Origin of the sequence: Streptomyces sp. ME19-01-6 (genome assembly GCF_033793745.1) — a bacterium.
GTDB lineage: Bacteria > Actinomycetota > Actinomycetes > Streptomycetales > Streptomycetaceae > Streptomyces.
The window spans coordinates 1-22,417 of the sequence record NZ_JARAXF010000016.1 but is presented as its reverse complement, the minus strand read 5'-3'; the positions used below and the strand labels follow the sequence as shown (position 1 = coordinate 22,417).

Genomic DNA, 22,417 nt, shown 5'->3' with positions numbered 1-22,417 from the left:
ACACGGGAGAGGTCAGGCCGCGGCCGTCGGCAGGTCGTAGGCGTCGGCGATCAGCTCGTACGAGCGCAGCCTGGCCTCGGGGCCGTGGGCCGTGCTCGTTATCTTGATCTCGTCCACGCCGGTCCGCTTGATCAGCCCGTCGAGCCCGTCGCGCACCGCGTCCGGGGTGCCGTACACGACGTTGGTCAGCCAGCTGTTGACGAAGTCCTCCTCGACGGCATTGAACTCATGCGCCTCCGCCTCCTCGGGGGTCGGCACGAGGCCGGGCCGCCCGGTGCGCAGCCGCACCATCGACAGCGCGCCGGTGAGCACCTGGCGGCGCGCCTCCTTCTCGTCCTCGGCCGCGAACGCCGAGACCCCGATCGAGGCGTACGGCCGGTCGAGGATCGCGGACGGTCGGAAGGACTCGCGGTAGAGGTCGAGGGCGGGGAGGGTGTTCGCCGCGGAGAAGTGGTGGGCGAAGGAGAACGGCAGGCCGAGCGCCCCGGCGAGCCGGGCGCTGAAGCCGCTGGACCCCAGCAGCCACACCGAGGGCCGGTCGGCGGACTGCACCCCGCCGGGCACCGTGCCCTGCACCGGCCCGGGGACGGCGTGGATGCGCGCGTAGCGGTGGCCGTCCGGGAAGTCGTCGTCGAGGAACCGGAGCAGCTCGGCGAGCTGCTGCGGGAAGTCGTCGGCGCCCTCGCCCAGCCGGTCGGTGCGGCGCAGTGCGGCGGCCGTGGCCCCGTCGGTCCCCGGCGCCCGCCCCAGCCCCAGGTCCACCCGCCCGGGCGCCAGGGCCTCCAGCGTCCCGAACTGCTCGGCGATGACGAGCGGCGCGTGGTTGGGCAGCATGACCCCGCCGGAGCCGAGCCGGATCCGCTCCGTATGCGCGGCCAGGTGGGCCAGGATCACCGCCGGAGAGGAGCTGGCGACGCCGGGCATGGAGTGGTGCTCGGCCACCCAGAACCGGTGGAAGCCCCGCCGCTCGGTGAGCTTGGCGAGCGCCACGGTGGTCCGCAGCGCCTGCGCGGCGGTCAGCCCGCTGCCGACGGTCGCCAGGTCCAGCACCGAGAGCGGAATGGGGGCGCTTCCCCGGGGCGTGGCATAGACACCATGGTCCTGCGCCCCGCCCTGCTCATGCCGGAGGTCGCGCCCGCTCTCCGCGCCTTGTCGGCCTTCTCCGTCTTGCTGCCGGTTCTGCTCGCCCTGCCGGTCCTGCTGGTCGGCCACGGTGGCCCGCCTCCCTGTCGCCCTGTCCGCGCTGCTCAGTGTGCGTCACGCCGCACCGCAGACTGCCAACCGGAGAATGGCTCCGCTTTATTCCCGCAGGGGCTCCGCTTGTTCCCGGGAGGGCTCACGCGGGGCGGAAAAGCTCCCCGAGCCGGTCGGACGACACGTCCTGCCCGAGCAGCCGCAGCCCCTCCCAGACGGTGACCTGGTTCGCCGTGAGCACCGGCTTGCCGAGGGCCTCCTCCAGGTCGGGTATCCAGGCGGCGGTGTGCAGGGCGGTGTCCGGAAGGAGCACCGCCTGGGCGTCGGGATGGTCACCGGCGCGGGCCAGGTGCAGAACCTCTTCCCGGCCCCAGGTGCCGACCTCGGCGGCGGTGATGATCCCGCTGCCACGCATCGCGACGACCTCCGCCCCCGCCGCCTTGAGGAAGGCCCTGAAGTGATCCGCGACATCCTCCGGATAGGTCGCGGCGATGGCCACCTGCTCGGCGCCGAGCGCCCGCACGGCGTGTGCGAAGGCGAAGGAAGTGCTGGAGGCGGGCAGGCCCGCCGTCTCCGACAGCTCGCGCACCTGCTCATGCGCGCCGTCCCAGCCGAAGACGAAGCTGGCGCTGGTGCAGGCCCAGACCACGGCCTGGGCGCCGCGCGCCTTCAGCTCCCCCACCCCGGCTCCGAGGCGGGCGGCCGAGCCCATCTCCAGCAGGGCGTCCACACGATGGGCGTCCTCGCCGATGTCGGTATGGACGAGGGGAAGCCGAACACCGGCGCCACCGGCGCCGAGGATGCCCTCGAGCCGCGGATAGTCGTCCTCGGCGGAGTATCCCGGGTAGAGGAAGCCCACGGTGTCGCCCGCCGACTCGCCCTCAGTCCCGCCCGTCGCCGCTTCCACCATGGCTGCCTCCCTCTCAAGCGGCCCCCTCGGGCGCCGCCCCGTCCGCCTGACACTTCTCATACACCGCGGCCGCCCATCGCGTTCCCTCACATCGCCGGCGGAGTACCTCCCGACTCATCCCGGTACGGGGCGTCCCCCATCCCGGAGCCGAACGCCGAGTCCAGCCCGTCCCCGGGCTCACCATCCGGCGCCTGCGGCGACCCGGCCAGCGCCGCCTCGGGCTCCGGCATGGCCACGGACGGGGCGGGATCGGCCAGCGGCACGGAGGGAATCACCACGGGCTCCACCGGCCCGACCAGGTGATTTATCGCCCCCGCGACGGGATCCGCGGGGTCGATCATCGGGCTGCCCGGACCCGCCAGCCCCGCCACACCCGCCATCCCGGCCAGGCCCGCCGAGTCGGCCATCCCCGCCGGACCCTCCATCCCGGCCGGCCCGCGCCGGGCCGCCAGGTCCAGCAGGGCCTGGTACGGCCCGACCGCCCGTTCGCCCATCGCCCGCAGCGCCGCCCACATCGTCACCTGGTTCGCCGAGAGGACGGGCATCCGCAGTTCGGCCTCCAGCTGCGGGATCACGTCGTACGTGGGGAGATTGGTGCAGCTGATGAAGAGCGCGTCGGCCGCGCCGACCACCGCCTGCCGGGCCATGTCGACCACGTCGCGGTAGGGCACCTTCCAGATGTGACTGGTCAGCCCGAGGTACGCCCGCCCGGTCACGGTGATCCCGGCCTCGCCCAGGTACTCCTCCAGGGAGTCGGTCACCGACTTGGTGTAGGGCGTCACCACGGCGATGCGCCGGGCGCCGATCTCCTGAAGCGCTTCGAGCAGCGCTCCCGACGTGGTGAGCGACGGCATCTCGCCCGCCTGCGTCATCGCCGCGCACATCGCGCGCTCACCGGCGACGCCGCCGACGAAACTGCCCGATGTACAGGCATACGCCACCACTTCGGGCGCGATCGCGCACAGGGCGCGCACCGCCTCGTGCAGAGTCTCGTGCTCGCTGACGAGCCGCGCCAGGTCGAGACTCACCTCGACCGGAACGAACGGAGTGCGGGTCAGATGCAAGGAGACCTTGTCGGGCACCCAGCGCCACAGCTCACGGTCGAGCGCGAAATCGAATGGTGCTACGACGCCCACACCGCGCTGCGGCTGCGGGCCACCCAGAAAAGAGACGTCCATTATCGAGCCCCAATACACAACGGAGGGCTGGACCATTGGCCAGAGGGAAAAGAGCCGGCCTGAATGCCGGGACGTCGGGACAGATGCCGGAGCGATACCGTTGTTGACGACGGTAGTTTCCGCTGCCTAGCGTGGTCAATCCTCGCTCTGAGGCGATTTCCACCACACCCCCGACAGCCAAGCGGACCTACGTTTCGAAACGGTTTCCCGCCTATGACCGAAAGCACCGTGGTCGTCTTCGGCGACGACCCTCCCGCCCGTCTCGATCGGCTGGCCGGCCGGGCCAGGATCCTTGTGTGCGACGAGTCCTCGCTCCCCGAACTGCTACCCACCGCCGACGCCTTGCTGGTCTGGGACTTCACCTCCGAGGCGGTACGCGCCGCCTGGCCCGGCAGCGGGCGCCGACCACGCTGGGTCCACACCGCGAGCGCCGGCGTGGACCGGCTGATGTGCCCGGAACTGACCGAGTCCGCCACGGTGGTGACCAACGCGCGGGGCGTCTTCGAGCAGCCGATCGCCGAGTACGTCGCGGGGCTCGTCGTCGCCATGGCCAAGGACTTCTACGGAAGTTGGGAGCTGCAGCGTCAGCGCCGCTGGCGCCATCGCGAGACGGTGCGGCTGGCCGGGACCCGGGCGGTCGTCGTCGGCGCCGGCCCGATCGGCCGGGCCATCGGCCGTACGCTGGCCGCGCTCGGCATCGTGGTCGACCTGGTGGGGCGTACGGCGCGCGAGGGCGTGCGCGGCGCCGACGAGCTGAACAAGCTGCTGCCGGAGGCCGACTGGGTGGTCTGCGCGGCGCCGCTGACCGGCGGCACGCGCGGCATGTTCGGGCGGGACGCCTTCGCCCGGATGAAGTCCAGCGCCCTGTTCATCAACGTGGGGCGCGGGCCGCTGGTCGTCGAGGACGACCTGGTGGCGGCGCTGGTCGCGCGGCGCATCGGCGGCGCGGCGCTGGATGTGTTCGAGCACGAGCCGCTGGCCGCCGACGACCCTCTGTGGGACGTCCCGGGGCTTTTCGTCTCGCCCCATATGAGCGGCGACACGGTCGGCTGGCGGGACCAGCTCGCCCAGCAGTTCCAGGACAACTACGACCGCTGGGCCGCGGGCAAACCGCTGCTCAACGTCGTCGACAAGCGCCTGGGATACGTACCGGTCGACCAAAAAGGAGAGGGTGGATGACCGATATCCACGATCTGACAGCGGTTCAACTCCTCAAGCGGTACGCCTCCGGCGACCTCTCCCCCGTCGAGGCGACCCGCGCCACACTGGAGCGGATCGAACAGATCCAGCCAGAGGTCAACGCGTTCAGCCGTGTGGACGCGGAGGCCGCGCTGCGGCAGGCCGAGGAGTCGGCCGAGCGGTGGCGGCGCGGCGAACCCGCCGGTCTGGTGGACGGGGTGCCGGTGTCGGTGAAGGACATCCTGCTGCAGCGCGGCGGCCCCACGCTGCGCGGCTCGCTGACCGTCGCGGCCGAGGGCCAGGCGTGGGACGAGGACGCGCCCTCGGTGGCCCGGCTGCGCGAGCACGGCGCGGTGTTCCTGGGCAAGACGACGACCCCGGAGTTCGGCTGGAAGGGCGTCACGGACAGCCCGCTGTACGGGGTGACCGGCAATCCGTACGACCCGCGGCGCACCGCGGGCGGCTCCAGCGGGGGCAGCGCCGCCGCGGTGGCCCTGGGCGCGGGTCCGCTGAGCCTGGGGACGGACGGCGGCGGTTCGGTGCGCATCCCGGCGTCCTTTTGCGGCATCTTCGCACTGAAACCCACCTATGGGAGGGTTCCGCTGTATCCGGCGAGCGCGTTCGGGACGCTCGCGCATGTGGGTCCGATGACCCGGGACGCGGCCGACGCGGCTCTCCTGATGGATGTGATCTCCGGGCCTGACTGGCGCGACTGGTCCCAGCTCGCGCCCCCCGAGGGCAGCTTCCGTGACGCCATCACGGCGGAGGGGGGCGGCGTGGACGGGCTGCGCGTCGCCTACAGCCCGGCGCTCGGCGGGTCGGCGGCGGTCGACCCGGAGGTGGCGGCGGCGGTCCGGCGCGCGGTGGACCTGCTGGCCGGTCTGGGCGCGTCCGTGGAGGAGATCGATCCGGGGATCGAGGACCCGGTCGAGGCGTTCCACACGCTGTGGTTCAGCGGGGCGGCGCGGGTGGTGCAGCCGCTCGGGCAGGACCGGTGGGAGCTGCTGGACCCCGGGCTGCGCGAGATCTGCGCCCAGGGGGCCTCGTACAGCGCGCTGGACTATCTGGCCGCCGTGGATGTGCGCATGGCGCTCGGCCACGCCATGGGACGGTTCCACTCCGCGTACGACCTGCTGGTCACTCCGACGCTGCCGATCACCGCCTTCGAGGCGGGGGTGGAGGTGCCCAAGGGGTCGCGGCATACGCGGTGGACGGGCTGGACGCCCTTCACCTACCCCTTCAACCTGACCCAGCAGCCCGCGGCGAGCCTGCCCTGCGGGCTGTCCGCCGAGGGGCTGCCGATCGGCGTTCAGCTGGTGGCCGCCCGCCACGCGGACGCGGTGGTGCTGCGGGCAGCGCACGCGCTGTACGAGGCGGGACTGGCGGACGGCGTCAGGCCGCCGACGTCGGCCGGCTGACGACGGCGGCCACCCCGCCGCCCACCGCCCCGCCCCATCCGGGCCGCACAGCCCGGATGGGGCGGGACCGGGCGCCGGCCGCCGCGCTACGCCCGGCGGAAGCTCAGCGTCTCCCCCAGGGCGCCGGCCCGCCACAGGTCCTGACAGGCGTCGGCCATCCGGTCGAGGCCGTCGACGACCGCGCCCCAGACGATGCCCGGCACCCACCCGGCGTCGCCGTTGATCAGCAGGTTGTTGCGCTCGTAGAAGAGCGCCAGGTCGACGACCTGCTGCTGCCCCTGGTGCTTGGCCTGCTGCTCATAGCCGTAGGAGGCGGTGCCCAGCTGGGTGTCGGTGAAGCTGAAGTAGCACAGGTCGCCGGGGATGGGGGTGATGGTCGGGTTCTCCAGGGGCGGCTCCTCGGGGGCGAACGGGGGCACCAGCGCGTAGATCTCGTTGCGCGCGTACTTGGCGTGGTAGACGTCGCCGCCCAGGGGCAGCGCGTTCCACACCGCCTCGCAGGTGATGGGCGCGCGGTCGTCGAGGAGCTTCGCCGTGCAGCTCACGCCTCGTTTGGCGAGCGATACCTCGATAAACCGATCAGCCATGACATTCCTCCCACTCGTTTCCTGACCTGTTGCCGGGAGCCCCTACCCAGCAGGGCCAACCGTCAAGGGCCGAAAACGATCTGCATATATTCCGCGCGGTCGGGTAGCCGCGCGCCCATGGCTCCACCACGACGGACACACAAGGACATCAGCGGAAGACGGCTGAACCGCCGCGCGCTTCTGGCGGGCGGGGCGGCCATGGGTCTGCTGGGCGCCACGGGCTGCAGCCGGGTGTCCAGCGCCGACTCCAAGGACGGGGGTAACCTGCTGGATCGCCTGCGGTCGCAGGGCACGGTACGGCTGGGCATCGCGGGTGAGATCCCGTTCGGATACATCGACAAGAACGGCGACTTCACCGGCGAGGCGCCGGAGATCGCGAAGGTGATCTTCAAACGGCTGGGGGTGGCACATGTCCAGCCGGTTCCGACCGAGTTCGCGTCGCTGATCCCGGGGCTGCGCGCGCAGCAATTCGACGTGGTCTCCGCCGGTATGTACATCAATCCGGATCGCTGCCAGCAGGTGATCTTCTCGGATCCCGACTACCGCGTCCGTGACTCGTTCATCGTCCGCAAGGGCAACCCCAAGAACCTCCACAAGTACGAGGACATCGTCAAGACGGGGGCGAAGCTCGCCAGCGGCTCCGCGTACGCCCAGATCGGCTACGCGGTCAACGCCGGAGTGAAGGAGAGCGACATCATGGTGCTCCCCGACCAGTTGGCCGGGCTGTTGGCGGTCGAGCAGGGCCGCGCGGACGCCTTCGCGGGTACGGCGGTGACGGTGCGGAACGTGATCCGGCAGAGCGGGGGCCGCCGGGTCGAGGCCACCGAGCCGTTCCAGGCGCTGCTCGACGGCAAGCCGGACATCGGCGCGGGCGGTTTCGCCTTCCGCCCGGAGGAGACCAAGCTCCGGGACGCCTTCAACGTCGAGCTGCACAAGATGAAGAAGAGCGGCGAACTCCTGCGCATCGTGCGACCGTTCGGCTTCACCAAGGCCGAGATGACGAGTCTGACTGCCAAGGAGCTGTGTCGATGACAACCGGACTGTGGGAGAAATGGCTCCTTCCGGGGGTCTGGATCACCATCCAGCTCACCCTCTACAGCGCGCTCTTCGCCACCGTCGTCGCCTTCGGCGTCGGCATCGCCCGTACCTCGAGGCTGTGGATCGTCCGCTTCCTCACGGGCTTCTACGTCGAGGTCTTCCGCGGCACCTCGGCCCTGGTGCTGATGTTCTGGCTCTTCTTCGTGATGCCGCTGGGGTTCCAGTTCCAGCTGGTGCCGATGTGGGCAGCGGTGCTGGCCCTGGGCCTGACGTACGGCGCGTACGGCTCCGAGATCGTGCGCGGCGCGCTCGCCGCCGTGTCCCCCGCGCAGCGCGAGGCGGCGATCGCGCTCAGCTTCACGCCCGCGCAGCGGATGCGGCGGGTGATCCTGCCGCAGGCGATCCCCGAGATGATCCCGCCGTTCAACAACCTCCTGATCGAGCTGCTGAAGGCGACGGCGCTGGTCTCCGCCGTGAGCGTCGCGGACATCACCTTCGCCGCCCAGCTCTCGCGCCTGGCGACCGGTGACAGCCTGGAGATCTACTCGATCATCCTCGCCCTCTACTTCGTGCTGGCCTTCATCCTCACCCGACTGATGCGGCTGCTGGAACGGCGCGCCAAGGCGGCCATCGGGCAGGCGCCGGACCGGCGCCGGAAGGGCCCGATGGTGACCCGGAAGCTGTCCGCCACCCAGGAGAACGAGCAGTCCTCCAACCTGATCACCGCGGGAGGTGCCCAGTGAACTGGAACTGGGACGTCGCGAAGGACTTCCTGCCCCAGCTGGGCGACGGGCTGCTGATCACCCTTGAGGCGACCGCCCTGGGCTCGGTGCTGTCCTTCGCCCTGGGGCTGGTGTGGGCGATGGCCTTCCGCTCGCCGACGCGCTTCGTACGCTGGCCGGTGGCCGCGGTGGTGGAGTTCATCCGCAACACCCCGCTGCTGGTCCAGCTGTTCTTCTTCTACTACGTGCTGCCGACCTGGGACATCAAGTTCTCCGCGCTGACCACCGGGGTGATCGCGCTCGGCCTGCACTACTCGACGTACACCGCCGAGGTGTACCGGGCCGGCATCGACGGAGTGCCCAAGGGCCAGTGGGAGGCGGCCACCGCGCTCAGCCTCTCCCGCGGCCGCACCTGGATCGCGGTGATCCTTCCGCAGGCGATCCGCCGGGTCGTGCCGGCCCTCGGCAACTACGTGATCGCGATGCTGAAGGACTCGCCGATGCTCGCACTCATCGGGGTCGTCGACATGCTGCAGAAGGCACGGGCGCACGGCGCCACGTCCTTCGAGTACATCGAGCCCTACACGATGGTCGGCATCGCCTTCATTCTCATCGCCTATCCGGCATCCCTTCTCATGCGAGCTCTGGAGCGTCGCCTTGGCCACTGAAACCGAGCACACGAACCCTGCCGTGGACGGCAGCGAACTGATCCGCTTCGACCGGGTGACCAAGCGCTTCGGCGACAACACGGTCCTCGACGACCTCGACTTCTCGGTGTCCTCCGGGAAGCATGTGACCCTCATCGGCCCGTCCGGGTCCGGCAAGACCACCATCCTGCGGCTGCTGATGACGCTGATCAAGCCGGATCAGGGCACGATCAAGGTCGACGGTGACTACCTCACCCATGAGCACCACGGCGGAAAGCTGGTCGAGGCGGGCGAGAAGCACACCCGCGAGGTGCGCAAGAAGATCGGGATGGTCTTCCAGCAGTTCAACCTCTTCCCGAACATGCGGGTGCTGCGGAACATCACCGAGGCCCCGGTCCACGTCCTGGGCCTGAGCAAGGACGAGGCCGAGACGCGCGCCCGCGAGCTGCTGGACCTGGTCGGGCTCGGCGACAAGTGCGACGCGTACCCGACACAGCTGTCCGGCGGGCAACAGCAGCGGGTGGCGATCGCGCGGGCGCTGGCGATGCGGCCGCAGGTGATGCTGCTGGACGAGGTGACCTCGGCGCTGGACCCGGAGCTGGTGGCCGGGGTGCTGGACGTACTGCGTGATATCGCTCACACGACGGACATCACGATGCTCTGCGTCACGCACGAGATGAACTTCGCCCGGGACATTTCCGACGAGGTGTTGATGTTCGACTCGGGCCGGGTGATCGAGGCCGGGCCACCGGAGAAGATCTTCACCGAGCCGGAGCACGAGCGTACTCGCGAGTTTCTGAGCGCCGTGCTGTAGCGGGCGCGAGGGCGGCGGACCGGCGGGATCACCGTCGGGCCGCCGCCCACAGAGCATGCCTATGGCATATGCCAGGGTGGCGCAGCGCTGCTGAGCGGCCCGCCGCACGCCAGCAATATGTTCAACACCCGCACCGAATCGCCCGCTTGGCGGCTATCGTGGTACGAAGCCGCGCCGCGCAAAGCCGCCAGCGTGATCCTGGGGTGCTGATCCTTAGGTGCTGACCCTGTGGCCATGACCTGCGGCGACGGCGCCGACGCAAGCGGTCACAACCTGCTAGGGGGAAACCGTGGCGCTCAAGCCCGAGTCGACCGCGCCGTTCCACTCGGTACGGCACGCCCTCCGGGTCCTCGAAGTGGTCTCCCACCACGCGGGCGGCGTGACCGACGCCGGCATCGCCCGCGAAACCGGCCTGCCACCGGCACACCTCGCCCAGCTGCTGCGGATGCTGCGCCGCGAGGGCTATGTGGAGCAGGTCTCGGACGGGGCCTACGTCGGCGGCGCCTCCCTGTCCCTCCTGGGCTCCTCCGGCCCCGACCGCCAGACCGCGGTCGAGCACAAGCTCCAGAAGTCGCTCGCCGCCCTGCGCGACTCGGTCGGCGCGGCGATCTACCTCAGCCGCTACATCGACGGCGAGGTCCGGATCACCCAGTACGCCGACAGCCCCGGCACCCCCAAGGTCAACGAATGGGTCGACTTCCGCTCCGCGGCCCACGCCCTGGCCGTCGGCAAGTGCCTGCTGACCCAGCTCGACCACGACGGCCGCCGCGACCACTTCTCCCGCCACAAGACCGTCCGTTTCACCTCCCGCACCACCACCAGCGAAAAGGTCCTCTTCCGCAAGCTGGAAAGCCAGCCCGCCACGGTCCCCGTCCTTGACCTGCAGGAATACGCCATCGGCACCGTCTGCGCCGCCGTCCCCATAACCGCCGGCCGCTCAGCCGGCTGCCTGGCCCTCTCCCTCCCCCTGGAACACGCCCACCGCCTGCGCCAGGCCGCGTACACCCTGAACCGGGAGGCGGCCCCGGTGCTGCTGTCCCTCACGATCTGAAGGGCGAGGGCCGAGGACCGGGTGGTCAGGGGCACCCCTCCGGACCAGGTAGTATTTACGAGTCAGCAGGCGCCGCTAGCTCAGTTGGTTAGAGCAGCTGACTCTTAATCAGCGGGTCCGGGGTTCGAGTCCCTGGCGGCGCACCTTGGCCCTTATGGGCACTGACCTGGGGTTTCTCGGTTTTCCGAGAAACCCCAGTCGCATTTTCGGGCCACAATCACTCGCAGGAGTGATCTACCGCGGAGTGCGCCCCAGCCGCGTACGCACCCAGGCACGCTGGCTTCATCCAGGAATGGGGTGCAACATGACGGTTATGAGCGAGCGCACGTCTTACACGCTGGTGGAGGCCTTCGAGAAGCTCGCCTCCACCGCACCCGAAACCGTCACGTTGGAGTTCATCAACGGACGGATCGAGGAGAAGTACGTGCCGGACGGGGACCACAGCGAAATCATCAGGTGGCTGCAGAGGCGCTGTATGCAGCACCGGTCCGACCTCTGGCTCTACTCCGGGGAATGTGGTCTGAAGGTCGAGGCATACCGCAAGGGGCGCGCCCGCCCGGATGGCGTACTGGCACCTGAAGAGCACTTCGCGGGACGCGGTGAGTGGTCCGACCCCGACGGGGTGCTGATGACGGTCGAGGTCACGTCGTATGACCATGACACCGACCGCCGCGACCGCATCGAGAAGCCCGCTGCCTATGCGGCCGCAGGCATCCCGGCCTACCTCCTCGTGGACCGCGACGCCTGCGAGGTCGTCGTGCATACCAACCCCGACCCGAAGAGCGGCTGCTACCGCGACATCCACCGCGCCCCCTTCGGGGAGCAGGTCGTGCTCCCCGAGCCGCTCGGCATCACGCTCGACACCGACATCCTGAAGGCCTACGTCCGCTGAGGCGCAAGGGCCAGCGGCCGTTTTCGGTATCACTGTCGGCCGCCCCCTGTGTCAGAGGCCGCTCGGTCAGGCGTTGAGGAAGCCGTTCATCACGGTGGTGGGCCGCCTCGTACTCGCGTCCCAGGCGCCCATGTTGTAGCTGGTGAACGGGGAGTAGCCCTCTGGCTCCCAGTAGAACAGACCGAGCCCGCCGATCGATTTCAGGTTGGTTATGTACGCCTCAAGGGCGGCCCGCGTCGCGTCCGGGCGGTCGACGCGGCCGCCGAACTCGACCTGCATCACCGGCTTCCCGTAGGTCTGCCGCGCCGAGTTCATGTTGCCGACGATGCCCGGCGCCGCACTCGCGCTGCCGTAGGAGGAGAAGGCGGTGATGTCCCACTTTCCGCCGTGGGCGACGTAGGCATCGAGGAATGCCTTGATCGCGTCGTACTTCTGCGGCTGGGCGAGATGGATGAGGACCGACGCGCTGGGGAAGACCGTCTTGACCATGTCGTGGGCGGCGTTCAGCAGTCCGGTCATCTGGTCCGGGTGGTAGGCCAGGGCGCCGGTCGGGCGGCAGATGCCGGTGTTGATCTCGTTGCCGATCTGTACCCAGACGGGGGTGACGCCGTTCGCCTTGACCACGTTCATGGTGTGGAACACGTAGTCGTACATCGCGTCGAGCATCTGGGCGTACGACATGCTTGCCCAGGCGGCGGGCGGATTCTGGACGCCCACCGAGTTCCAGGTGTCCCCGAAGTGGTAGTCGATCATCACCTGCATGCCCGCGGCCTTGGCGCGCTTGGCCAGCGCGGCGGTCTCATCGATGCTGCAGTGGCCGTTCGAGGGGTCGCTGGAGGGGCTGACGAAGGTGCGCAGCCGGACGGCGGTGATGCCGTATCCCTTCAGGATGGTGAACAAGTCCTGCTGGGTCCCGCTGGAGTTGCGAAAGGTGTAGCCGCCCGCCTCCATCTGCGGCAGCCAGCTGATGTCCGCGCCCTTCACGAAGGCGGCGGCCGACGCCTGGCCGATGTTCAGGGCGGGGCCGGCGGCGAGGGCGGTGGCTCCCACGACGGCACCCCGGACGAGGGTCCTTCTGCTGACCTGGCTCATGCGTTGTTTTCCCTTCCGCGCAGAGGTGGGGGGGTGGTGCACGGCCGAGCAACTGTGAACGTTCACAGTAGGAGTCCGGGAAGGCGGGCGGCAAGACGCGTGCGCTGGGCACGTGCGGTGGGCGGCTCCCGGAGCGGGACGTGGGTGTCCGCCGGGAGCCGTCCGACCGGTCGGGGGCCGGTCAGCCCGCCTTCTTGACGAACTCCGTGGTGTAGGTCTTGTCCAGGTCAACCTTGGCGTTCTTCAGGTTCGGGTTGAAGGACTTCAGGACGCGCTCGACCGTCGCCGGGCCGTCCGCCGGCATGACGCCGTCCTTGGTGAACATCGGCAGGGTGGACTTGATCGCCTGAGCGTAGAGCGCCTTGCCGCCCTGGGCGTAGTCGGCCGGCATCTTGGCGGCGATTTGCTCGGGGGTGTGGGTGGACATCCATTTGAGGGTCTTCACGAAGGCGTTGGCCAGCTTCTGGACCGTGTCCTTGTGGCTGTTCACCCAGGACGTGTTCATGTAGAGGCTGGAGGAGGGGTACGGGCCGCCGAGGGCTGCCTTGGAGCCTTCGGGGGTGCGCATGTCGAGGAGGATCTTGCCGAGCTTCTGGTCGATGATCTGGGCGACGGTGGGGTCGGTGGTCATGCCGCCCTGGATCGAGCCCTGCTTCAGGGCCGCGATGAAGGTCTGGCCCGCGCCGACTGCGACCGGGCTGAATTCGCTGGTCTTCACGCCGCTGTTCACGGCCAGGTACTTGGTGAGGAAGTCGGTGGAGGAGCCGAGGCCGGTGACGCCGAGCTTCTGGCCCTTGAAGTCCTTGGGCGAGGTGATCTGTCCCGCCGCCTTGTTGGAGACGATCTCCACCTCGCCGGGCGCGTGGGAGAACTGCACGACGGACTCCACCTGCTTGCCCTTGACCTGGAGGTCCAGCGTGTGGTCGTAGAAGCCGACGGCGCCCTGCACCTCGCCGGCCACCAGCGAGGTTTCGGCCTGGACGCCGGCCGGCTCGGTGAGGAGTTGGACGTCGAGGCCCTCGTCCTTGAAGTAGCCGAGCCGCTGGGTGAGCATCGCGGGCAGGTAGATGACCTTGTCCAGGCCACCAACCATGATCTTGACCTTGCCGTCCTTGCCGTCCCCGCCGGAGTCGCTGCCGCATGCGGTGAGGGTGGTCAGGGAGAGTGCCGCGGCGACCGCCACCGCGGAGATCTTGGCGTAGCTGCGCATGTCACACGTCCTTGGGGAAGAGGAGAGGGGAATTCGAAAGAGGGGAGGGAGAGGGGCGCCTCAGTGGTCGGCACCTGACTGAACCGGCTTCCAGCGGAACAGCCGCCTCTCCAGGAAGGTCAGCAGGCCCTCGGCCAGCAGCGCCACGACGGCGAGGATCACCATCGCCGCGTACACCCCGGCCGCGTTGAACGTGGACTGCGAGGTCGCGACCAGCAGCCCGATCCCCTTCGTGGCGCCGATGTACTCGCCGACGATCGCGCCGATCAGCGCGAAGCCGAAGCTGACATGCAGGCTGGTGAAGATCCACGAGGTGGCGGAGGGGATCACGACCTGGAGGGTGACCTGGCGGTTGCTCGCGCCGAGGATCCGGGAGTTGGCGACCAGGTTGCGGTCGACCTCCCGCGCGCCCTGGAAGGCGTTGAAGAAGACGGGGAAGAAGACCAGCACGACCGCCGAGGCGACCTTCGAGGCCGGTCCGAGGCCGAACCAGATGAGGAAGATCGGGGCGAGGACGATACGGGGCAGCGCGTTGAGCACCTTGATGTAGGGGCCGAGTACGTCGGCGAGGAAGCGGGCCCGGCCGAGTCCGATGCCCAGGATGACGCCCGCGGCCACGCCGATGGCCCACCCGATGAGCGCCTCCTGGAGCGTTGTCCAGACCTGTTCCCAGAGCGGGCCCTGCGCGGTGCCGTGCAGCATCCACTCCTTCAGCTGGTCCCAGACCTTCGAGGGCATCGAGAAGTTGAACGGGTCGATGACGGAGGTACGGGCGAACCACTCCCACAGTCCGAGCACCGCGACCAGCACCAGCGCCCGGGTGCTCTGGACGAGGATCGCGCGTTTGCGGGCGGCCCGTGCTCTGGCCGTCGTACGGTTTGTCCCGCCGTCCTTGCTGATGCCGCTCTTGACGGGGGTGGCGGCAGCGGTGGCCTCAGGCATGCGAGGCTCCTCTCTCGCGGGTGATCCGTACCTCTTCGCCGAGCGAGGACCAGATCTCGCGGTAGATCTCGATGAACCGGGGCTCCAGCCGCACCGACTCGACCTTGCGGGGCCGGGGCAGATCGATCTCGAACACTTCCTTGACGGTGGCCGGGCCGGCCGTCATGACCACGACCTTGTCGGCGAGGGCGATCGACTCCTCCAGGTCGTGGGTGACGAAGACGACGGAGGCGCCGGTCCCGGACCACAGCTCGAGCAGTTCGTCGGACATCAGCGCCCGGGTCTGGACGTCGAGCGCCGAAAACGGCTCGTCCATGAGCAGGATCTCGGGGTCGTTGACGAAGGTGGCCGCGAGCGCGACCCGCTTGCGCTGGCCGCCGGACAGCTGGTGCGGATAGCGGTCCTCGAAGGACGAGAGGCCGACCCGGGCGAGCCACTCCCGCGCCCGCTCCTTCGCCTCCGCCTTCGGTACGCCGCGGAAGCGAGGCCCGGCCATCACGTTGGACAGCACGCTGCGCCAGGGGAAGACGGCGTCCTGCTGGAAGACGAAGCCGACCTTGGACCCGATGCCGTGGACCGGCTCACCGGCCACCAGCACATCGCCTTCCGTGGGCTCCTCCAACCCGCTGACCAGGGTCAGCGTCGTGGACTTCCCGCATCCGGTGGGGCCGACCACGGCGACGAACTCGCCCCGCCCGACGGTCAGGTCCAGATCCCTGACGGCGGTGTGGAGGCCCCCGGACGGAGTCCGGAACACCTTGCTCGTGCCCCGCAGCTCGATCGCAGGGCTGGTTTGTCTGCTCATGGCCGGGAGGCTAGGAGTGGCGCGGGCCACACCGGCAGCCTTGTGGGCACAACCCGCTCTTGTGCGCACAGACCCCGTTCTGCTCGTTTAGCTCGCGCTACGGCAACGAATCCGCTACGGACCCTGGGCAACCACCACAGAGCGCCCTTACCGTGCGATTGCAGCGACATAAACGGAATAGCTCCTACCGCCTGTGCGGAGGACCTGGAGACGGAGTGACCGAGATGCGGATCCGCTGGCCCAGACGCGTCTCCGCCCAGGTGCTGGCCGTGCAGCTGACCATCACCGTCGGGGTGATGGTGCTTGCCACCGGGCTCTTCCTCGCCCCGCTCAGCTCGGAGATCGACGACCAGGCGATGCACAAGGCGCTCTCCATCGCCCAGGCCACCGCCGCCGATCCCGGCCTCGCGCACGATCTGCAGACCACCGAGCCGAGCGCGCGGGGGCCGGTGCAGCAGACGGCCGAACGGATCCGCCGGGCCACCGGGGCGCTGTACGTCGTGGTGCTGGACCGGCGCGGTGTGCGCTGGTCGCACACCACCACCGCGCGCATCGGCGAACACGTCTCCACCGACCCGAAGGCGGCGCTCTCCGGACGGCAGGTCATGCAGATCGACGTCGGCACGCTGGGCCGCTCGGCCCGCGCCAAGGTGCCGCTGCGCACCGCCGACGGGAAGATCGTCGGCGCGGTGTCGGTCGGCATCGGCTACGGGAGCGTCCACGAGCAGCTGCTCGCCACCCTGCCCCGGCTGCTGCTGTACGCGGGTCTGGCGCTCGGCGTCGGCGTACTGGCCGCGATCGTCGTCTCGCGCAGCCTGCACCGCCGGACACACGGGGTCGCGTTCGCCGATATCTCGGCACTGCTCGACGAGCGCGAGGCGATGCTGCACGGCATCCGCGAGGGCGTCGTCGCCTTCGACCGGGAGGGCCGGATACGCCTGATCAACGACGAGGCGCGGCGGCTGCTCGGCGTCGGCGCGGACGCCACCGGACACAGCCTGGAGGAGGCGCTGCCCCCGGGCCGTACCACGGAGGTGCTGGCGGGGCGGGCCGACGGGGCCGATCTGCTGACCGTCAGCGATGGCCGGGTCCTGGTGGCCAACCGCATGCCGACCAAGGACGGCGGTGCGGTGGCGACGCTGCGCGACCGCACCGAGCTGGAGCTGCTGGGCCGGGAGCTGGACTCCACCCGCGGGCTGCTGGACGCGCTGCGCGCCCAGGGCCACGAACACGCCAACCGGCTGCACACCCTGCTTGGGCTGCTCGAACTCGGGATGTACCAGCGGGCGGCGGAATTCATCTCCGGCCTCACCGACACCCACCGGGCCTCCGCCGAGCAGATCTCCGAGCGGGTGCGCGATCCGCTGCTCTCGGCGTTGCTGGTCGGGAAGGCCGCCATCGTGGCGGAGCGCGGGGTGGCCCTGCGCGTCTCGCCCCAGTCGCTGCTGTCCGAGCGGGTGGTCGACCCGCGCGACCTGGTGACCGTGCTCGGCAATCTGATCGACAACGCGCTGGACGCCGTGGCCTCGCAGCCCCGCCCCGACCCGTTCATCGAGGTCGAGCTGCGCGCCGAGGGCACCACCGCCGTACTGCGCGTCAGCGACAACGGGCCGGGCGTGCCGCCCGGGATGCGCGAGCAGATCTTCGCCGAGGGCTGGTCCACCAAGCGGGCCGCCCCCTCCCCGGCGCTGTCCCCGCGCGGCCGGGGCATCGGTCTTGCCCTGGTGCGGCGGCTCGCCGAGCGGTACGGCGGCATGGCCCGGGTCACCGCCCGGGCGGGCGGGGGCGCGGTGTTCACCGTCGTCCTCCCCGAGGCGCTCGACCTGGACGGAGCCCCTGCCCCGGAGCTGGCCCCGGACCCGGACCTGACCCCGGACCCGGAGCTGATCCCGGCCCCGGCCTCTGTCTCGTCCGGGCGGGAAAAGGTCCCGGCCGGCGGCGGCCACGCAGACAACACGCCCATCCAGCAGCTCACCGCAGCGGGAGAGTCACGATGATCGACGTCCTCGTCGTGGACGACGACTTCCACGTCGCCGAGATCAACTCCGCGTATGTGGCCCAGGTGCCCGGCTTCCGGGTCGCCGCCCGCGCCCATACCGCCGCCCAGGCCCTGGCCACCTTGGAGCGCACCCACGTCGACCTCGTCCTGCTCGACCACTACCTGCCCGACGAGACCGGGCTGACCCTGGTGCGGCGGATGCGGCAGCTCGGCCACCACGCTGATGTGATCATGGTGACGGCGGCCTGCGACGTCGCCACCGTCCAGGCCGCCATGCGGTACGGCGCGCTGCAGTACCTGGTCAAGCCGTTCAACTTCGCGGGGCTGCGGGCCAAGCTCGACGGCTATATGGCGCTGCGCCATACGCTCGAGGGTGTCGGCGGGCGCGGTGAGACGGGCCAGGAGCGGGTCGACCGTATCTTCGGCGCGTTCCGGGCCCCCGACGCGACCGCCCGCACCGCGCTTCCCAAGGGCCACTCCGCGCCGACCGTCGACCTCATCCGCCGCGCCCTGGACCAGGCCGAACACCCGCTCTCCGCACATGAGGTCGCGGAGCGCACCGGCATCAGCCGCTCCACCGCCCAGCGCTACCTCAAGTACCTGGAACACGCGGGCCGGATCAGCCTCACCCTCAAATACGGCGACACCGGCCGCCCCGAACACCGCTACTCCTGGGTAGCGGTGAACTGACGGGGCGGCCGGTGTGATCCACGCTGCCGCAGGGAAGCCGCCCGTCCCTGCCGCCTCGGGGCAGGCCGCGGCAAGGGCAGGCGGCTTGTTTCAGTACCGTTGTCGGCCGCCCGGGTAGTGGACCGGTTGACGGCACTCGGGGGCGCCGTCGGGCGGGAGCTGCCCGTCCAACGCGTAGCACAGAGCCGCGTGCAACTGCTCCGCCGAGGCAAGCGTCAGCCGCAGTTCGGCGACGGCGAGGTGCTGCCCACCGCTGCTGATCCGGAGCGGCAGCGCGAGGGCGCCAGCGTCGGCGCGATGCAGGCCCCGCCCCGGGACGGGGCTGATCTCCCAGTGGGTCACGATGTCTCCCCTCCGCTGCCTGACACGTTGCCGCAGTCCGCGCCGCCTTCGGAATCGACCTGACTGTCGCTGTCCACCGGCAGACGCGTTCATCTGCCCGTCGGCTCAGCCGGCTGTCGGTGCCGTCCGCAGCCAAGTAGCACGGCCGACCGTCCGGGCTGGACCATGGCAGCAGCCGCAAACCGTTCAACCCGGTCACCGCCTAGCCCCCACGACATGTACCACCACACCGATGGGCGGGGACACCGGCGCACCATGGGCGACTTCGCCCCCGCGCCACCGGTCCAGTTGCTTGCGGACTTCCTCGCCCAAAGCCTCCGCGCGCTGCTCCAGCTCCCGTGGGGTGGGGTGCGGGCTGGAACCCTCGTGAGGCTCATGTGATGGCGTGGCCGCGCTCACCGGGTGCCCTCGCACGTCCGCAGGTACGCGTCCACGTACGGCGGAGCTGGGTCGTAGTCGACGATCGGCACGGCAAGGATTCGTGGAAGCGTCAAGGTGGGAGTATCGACGGATCGCATGGGGGTCGGGACGCCGAGGGACCGATGACGTGCTGAGGCCGGAGACAGTAACCGGCGCAGCCCTTCCACGATTCGCGCAGTAATGTGCTCCATGTTGGCGCTCCTCTTCAGCGTTGGCCACGCCCCCGGGCCGGCTGCACGGTCGCGGGGGTCCTGACAGGCCGAGCCTGGCGAGACTTGAGCAGGAACAACAGGGAACGCGTTACGTAGTCTCAGGACGCTAATCGACGATGCCCAGGAACTGGGCGAGTGGCCTGACTCCGGCGGGATGTGACGGCCAGTTCCACAGGTCACGCACGATGGCCACAGCAAGGGTGTGGTGCCGCATCCATGCGGGAGCGTGGCGTCTCAGCGACTCCAGTGCCTTGACGGCCCCCTCCCCGTTGCCCAGGTCCGTGTGTGCGCGGGCGACATCCAGCAGCAGCCAGGTTCGCCATGACGGCGGCGTGTCTTTGGACAGACGCATTCCACGAGCAAGACAGAGCCTCGGTCGGCCGTTCGTGCTGGACAGCCAGCCGGACTCGTTCAATGCGAACGGAGGACTTACTGAAGACGCTCAGTAGCTTGCCGTCTTGTGGTGTCGGCATCTTGGCGAGCCGCTCCGCTGCCGTTTCGGCCGTCACCATCATGTCGCCGGCGCGCTCGTAGTCGCCGCTCCGGGCGTGGCTTGTGGCAGCCGACATCAACACAGGCCGCCCCATACGCGCAATCCCGCCGGGGTGTCGCTGTGGTCCCTCTCGACCCCGTCGGCTGCATGGACAGCCAGGTTTCGCGCGTCGTCCAGCCGTGCTTGCCGCTGATACGCCCACGCGAACCAAGTCGGTGAGGTCGAGAGCCCTCGTCTCGTTGCGTCGCAGTCCGTAGGCGTACGCGACCTCGAGCTGCTGGACGCGGCACGCGCCTGGGCGGAGGGATACCTGGACGAGCTCATCAACGCCCTCGAAGCGGCGTCACGCGCGCCGCGAACCTCAACATACGAGCTAGCCCGTCTCGAACGCACCGGCGGCGTCGCGTCCTGCAGGGCCCGAGGCCAGGCGTTCGCCTGGCCCGGACAAGAACTTGAACCGGCGGTGACCAGGCCGGACAGCCTTCAGGGTCAGCTTCCGGTCGTCTCCGCAGGTTTCTCGTCCGTCCACTCGGTCTTCTTGACCACCTGCGAGTAGACGATTGCACCTGGCTTGAAGCCGACGTAGTCCCCGGTGGGCTCGACCACCACCGTGTCGGCGGTGAGGCCACGGGACGTCGCCCGGTCGAAGATGATCCGGTGCTGAGCCGTTCCCCCGCCCCTGCCCTCCTTGTTGATAGTGACAGCTGTGCCCGTCCGGCCACTGACGTCGGTGACGTGGTCGAGTACGGTGATGCCGTCCAAATCGGCGAGCATCCGGAAGGCCGCGGCGCGGACGGCAGGCCTGACCGGAAGGTCGAGGATCAGTCCCTGGGCCGCATCGAACAAGAACTCCTCGCGGGACGCGCTCAGCCGCTTCGCCCGGCCGGTGTAACCGGTGAGGAGGTCGGCCTTGAGCTTGTCCGGATCGGCAGGCAAGGCTTGCAGCTCGGGCAAGTCGACCGCCCGACCGATCACGTACGGTTTGCCGGGGGCGCTGCCGGGGCGGGAGACCCGCTCGACCTGGGCGGCGTCTGCCGGGTCGCCCAGGATCCGAAGCTTGTCACCCTCCTCGAACCCCACCGGTAGGTAGGGCACACCCTCCTGAACGGGTACCGGGTTCGGCGACCCTGCCTGCTTCCATGCCGCCTCGTCCGCCTCGGTTGCCGGAGCGTACGGGACAGTCTCGGCAGGCCCGTGCAACGTGCCGGTCTTCGTGTCCGACCAGTCCGTTGCGTGGTAGCCGCCGGCGACAGCGTACTTGTCGTCCCCGTTGCGCGCCGCGAACTGCTGCCACAGGTCGTAGTCGACCCGCCAGTAGCGGCCCTCGGCGGGCTGCTCCTTGAGTGCCGTCTGAGCTGCAGCCAGTAGAACATGCCTGGCGGAGAGCTTGTCGGCCTGCGCGCGCGGTGTCCCCAAGTGCCAGTTGTAAGCCTGCTGGTGGCTGCCGGGTTCGGAGGCCGTGGCAACCACGACGACGGCGACGGCCGTGGCGGCGGCGAGCATGCCCCAGGCCGGGCGGACCGGCAAGCGGCGACGTGTGGCCGGAACAGCCGTTGTGCCTGTGGTTTTGAGCATTGCCCGCTGCAACTCGGCCGTCCGTGTCTGCGGAGCCACCGGCAGGTCGGGATCCAAGTGGGCGGGGCGGGCGTTGGCCAAACGCTGCATCACATCGTGGTTCATCGAGCGCTTCAACGGACTTCCTCTCCTGCGATTCGGACACGGGGGCGGGGTGTAGTCGGATGCAGGCCCGAAGACCCAGCCGTTTCGCCCGTCGAGGTCCCGTCCCGGGCCTCGTTCACCACGTTGTCGAGGGCCCGTACGAGCCGCTTGCGAGCCCGGTGGAGGCGCACCCGCAACGTGGTCGGAGCACAGCCGAGGACCTGCGCGGCCTCCCGCTGGTCGAGACCCTGCCAAGCGGTCAGAATCAGCAGGTCGCGGTCGTCCTCGTGGAGGGTGGCCAGGGCACGCAGCAGCGTCATGCGCTCCGTGACGAGGACGGCGACGTCCTCCTCAGCCGGGTCCGTCCAACTGGGTGGCAGACGGCTTGCGGACGACTGCCACCGCCTGTTCGCGCGGGTGCTGTCGCGCAGCACGTTGCGGGCGACGCCAAGCAGCCAGGGCAGCGGCGACTCCGGGACGTCGCGGATCCGTCGCCATGCCACGGCGAACGTCTCGCTGACCGCATCGTCGGCGGCCTGTTGTCCGGCGCGTGCGGCAGCGTAGGCCCATACACGCTGTCGGCATGCGTCGTATATGGCAGTGAAGCGGTCTGCGTCGTCAGTCTCATCCATCGGCCACCGCCGGTACCTCCCGTAAGCCTCGGTGAAAGTGCTGTTGTGAGGTAGTGGGGCCGACCCGCAGATTTGTTACGGCCCGGCATGAGGAAACACCATCCAAGCTGAACCGGCTCGCCGAGCGGGGCCAGCCACGCAAGACGCCCACCGGGCGCTTCACCGGGATCCCCGGAGGATGCCCCGGCCTTCAGGACTCTGCTGGCAAAGGCGTAATTCGGGCGCTCAGGCCGCGAGGATGAGGGCTTCGAGGTGGGAGGTGCGGGTTCCGCCGAGAGGGGTGCCGGTCAG

At 69.8% G+C, this 22,417-nt stretch carries 21 protein-coding genes, 1 tRNA gene and 1 pseudogene; 11 read left to right on the top strand and 12 right to left on the bottom strand.

Annotated elements, in window-relative coordinates:
* Positions 1 to 12: 12 nt before the first annotated feature.
* The 3 genes from PV419_RS29855 to PV419_RS29845 form a co-directional block, all read right to left on the bottom strand.
* Positions 13 to 1,062: an LLM class flavin-dependent oxidoreductase gene (locus PV419_RS29855; protein ID WP_319694534.1), complete on the bottom strand. Its 1,050-nt coding sequence runs from the start codon at positions 1,060 to 1,062 to the stop codon at positions 13 to 15.
* Positions 1,063 to 1,336: 274 nt separating this feature from the next.
* Positions 1,337 to 2,104 carry a decarboxylase gene (locus PV419_RS29850; protein WP_319694248.1) on the bottom strand — a complete coding sequence of 256 codons (768 nt, stop codon included), beginning with the start codon at positions 2,102 to 2,104 and terminating at the stop codon, positions 1,337 to 1,339.
* Positions 2,105 to 2,190: 86 nt separating this feature from the next.
* Positions 2,191 to 3,282 carry a decarboxylase gene (locus tag PV419_RS29845; protein WP_319694246.1) on the bottom strand — a complete coding sequence of 364 codons (1,092 nt, stop codon included), beginning with the start codon at positions 3,280 to 3,282 and terminating at the stop codon, positions 2,191 to 2,193.
* A 213-nt stretch (positions 3,283 to 3,495) separates the two neighbouring features.
* Between PV419_RS29845 and PV419_RS29840 the strand changes: the two genes are divergently transcribed.
* Both PV419_RS29840 and PV419_RS29835 read left to right on the top strand, forming a co-directional pair.
* Positions 3,496 to 4,461: a D-2-hydroxyacid dehydrogenase gene (locus PV419_RS29840; RefSeq protein ID WP_319694244.1), complete on the top strand. Its 966-nt coding sequence runs from the start codon at positions 3,496 to 3,498 to the stop codon at positions 4,459 to 4,461.
* Positions 4,458 to 5,879 carry an amidase gene (locus PV419_RS29835; protein WP_319694243.1) on the top strand — a complete coding sequence of 474 codons (1,422 nt, stop codon included), beginning with the start codon at positions 4,458 to 4,460 and terminating at the stop codon, positions 5,877 to 5,879. Before PV419_RS29840 ends, PV419_RS29835 begins: the two co-directional genes overlap by 4 nt.
* A gap of 86 nt (positions 5,880 to 5,965) precedes the next feature.
* Here PV419_RS29835 and PV419_RS29830 read toward each other — a convergent pair whose 3' ends face one another.
* Positions 5,966 to 6,466, bottom strand: a complete 501-nt coding sequence (locus PV419_RS29830) for a DUF3830 family protein (RefSeq protein WP_319694241.1) — start codon at positions 6,464 to 6,466, stop codon at positions 5,966 to 5,968.
* Positions 6,467 to 6,583: 117 nt separating this feature from the next.
* Here PV419_RS29830 and ehuB point away from each other — a divergent pair, with 117 nt between their 5' ends.
* The 7 genes from ehuB (at position 6,584) to PV419_RS29795 (ending at position 11,630) form a co-directional block, all read left to right on the top strand.
* Positions 6,584 to 7,498, top strand: coding sequence for an ectoine/hydroxyectoine ABC transporter substrate-binding protein EhuB (ehuB, locus tag PV419_RS29825; protein WP_319694240.1), 915 nt, complete (start codon positions 6,584 to 6,586; stop codon positions 7,496 to 7,498).
* Complete coding sequence (gene ehuC, locus PV419_RS29820; RefSeq protein WP_319694237.1) at positions 7,495 to 8,247, top strand: ectoine/hydroxyectoine ABC transporter permease subunit EhuC; 753 nt, start codon at positions 7,495 to 7,497, stop codon at positions 8,245 to 8,247. Before ehuB ends, ehuC begins: the two co-directional genes overlap by 4 nt.
* On the top strand, positions 8,244 to 8,894 hold the full coding sequence (gene ehuD, locus PV419_RS29815; protein ID WP_319694235.1) for an ectoine/hydroxyectoine ABC transporter permease subunit EhuD: 651 nt from the start codon (positions 8,244 to 8,246) through the stop codon (positions 8,892 to 8,894). The genes ehuC and ehuD overlap by 4 nt, the downstream gene beginning before the upstream one ends.
* A 22-nt stretch (positions 8,895 to 8,916) precedes the next feature.
* Positions 8,917 to 9,687 carry an ectoine/hydroxyectoine ABC transporter ATP-binding protein EhuA gene (gene ehuA / locus PV419_RS29810; protein WP_319694533.1) on the top strand — a complete coding sequence of 257 codons (771 nt, stop codon included), beginning with the start codon at positions 8,917 to 8,919 and terminating at the stop codon, positions 9,685 to 9,687.
* 289 nt (positions 9,688 to 9,976) lie between these two features.
* Positions 9,977 to 10,738: an IclR family transcriptional regulator gene (locus PV419_RS29805; RefSeq protein WP_319694234.1), complete on the top strand. Its 762-nt coding sequence runs from the start codon at positions 9,977 to 9,979 to the stop codon at positions 10,736 to 10,738.
* 69 nt (positions 10,739 to 10,807) lie between these two features.
* Positions 10,808 to 10,881, top strand: a tRNA-Lys gene (locus PV419_RS29800).
* Positions 10,882 to 11,042: 161 nt separating this feature from the next.
* A complete protein-coding gene (locus PV419_RS29795) occupies positions 11,043 to 11,630 on the top strand; it encodes a Uma2 family endonuclease (protein ID WP_319694232.1) in 588 nt (195 codons plus the stop codon).
* A gap of 66 nt (positions 11,631 to 11,696) precedes the next feature.
* On the opposite strand, the gene PV419_RS29790 is transcribed toward PV419_RS29795, so the two are convergent.
* The 4 genes from PV419_RS29790 to PV419_RS29775 all read right to left on the bottom strand — a co-directional run bounded on the left by PV419_RS29790 (position 11,697) and on the right by PV419_RS29775 (position 15,679).
* Positions 11,697 to 12,722 carry a glycosyl hydrolase 53 family protein gene (locus PV419_RS29790; protein WP_319694231.1) on the bottom strand — a complete coding sequence of 342 codons (1,026 nt, stop codon included), beginning with the start codon at positions 12,720 to 12,722 and terminating at the stop codon, positions 11,697 to 11,699.
* Positions 12,723 to 12,903: 181 nt separating this feature from the next.
* On the bottom strand, positions 12,904 to 13,932 hold the full coding sequence (locus PV419_RS29785) for an ABC transporter substrate-binding protein (RefSeq protein WP_319694229.1): 1,029 nt from the start codon (positions 13,930 to 13,932) through the stop codon (positions 12,904 to 12,906).
* Positions 13,933 to 13,992: 60 nt separating this feature from the next.
* Entirely contained in the window at positions 13,993 to 14,874 is an 882-nt protein-coding gene (locus PV419_RS29780) for an ABC transporter permease (protein WP_319694227.1), read from the bottom strand.
* Entirely contained in the window at positions 14,867 to 15,679 is an 813-nt protein-coding gene (locus PV419_RS29775; protein WP_319694225.1) for an ABC transporter ATP-binding protein, read from the bottom strand. The genes PV419_RS29780 and PV419_RS29775 overlap by 8 nt, the downstream gene beginning before the upstream one ends.
* Before the next feature lie 224 nt (positions 15,680 to 15,903).
* On the opposite strand from PV419_RS29775, the gene PV419_RS29770 reads away from it, so the two are divergent.
* Positions 15,904 to 17,676, top strand: a complete 1,773-nt coding sequence (locus tag PV419_RS29770; protein ID WP_319694531.1) for a sensor histidine kinase — start codon at positions 15,904 to 15,906, stop codon at positions 17,674 to 17,676.
* Positions 17,673 to 18,368, top strand: a complete 696-nt coding sequence (locus PV419_RS29765; RefSeq protein ID WP_319694223.1) for a response regulator — start codon at positions 17,673 to 17,675, stop codon at positions 18,366 to 18,368. The genes PV419_RS29770 and PV419_RS29765 overlap by 4 nt, the downstream gene beginning before the upstream one ends.
* A 90-nt stretch (positions 18,369 to 18,458) precedes the next feature.
* On the opposite strand, the gene PV419_RS29760 is transcribed toward PV419_RS29765, so the two are convergent.
* The 4 genes and pseudogenes from PV419_RS29760 to PV419_RS29745 all read right to left on the bottom strand — a co-directional run bounded on the left by PV419_RS29760 (position 18,459) and on the right by PV419_RS29745 (position 22,126).
* Positions 18,459 to 18,710: a hypothetical protein gene (locus tag PV419_RS29760; protein ID WP_319694221.1), complete on the bottom strand. Its 252-nt coding sequence runs from the start codon at positions 18,708 to 18,710 to the stop codon at positions 18,459 to 18,461.
* Between the two features lie 738 nt (positions 18,711 to 19,448).
* Positions 19,449 to 20,039 (bottom strand): annotated as a pseudogene (locus tag PV419_RS29755) (transcriptional regulator); the annotation flags it as partial.
* 285 nt (positions 20,040 to 20,324) lie between these two features.
* The gene (locus PV419_RS29750) at positions 20,325 to 21,527 is read right to left on the bottom strand and encodes a CU044_5270 family protein (RefSeq protein ID WP_319694219.1); all 1,203 of its coding nucleotides are present in this window, start codon (positions 21,525 to 21,527) and stop codon (positions 20,325 to 20,327) included.
* Entirely contained in the window at positions 21,524 to 22,126 is a 603-nt protein-coding gene (locus PV419_RS29745; protein WP_319694217.1) for a sigma-70 family RNA polymerase sigma factor, read from the bottom strand. Before PV419_RS29745 ends, PV419_RS29750 begins: the two co-directional genes overlap by 4 nt.
* Positions 22,127 to 22,417: the final 291 nt, after the last annotated feature.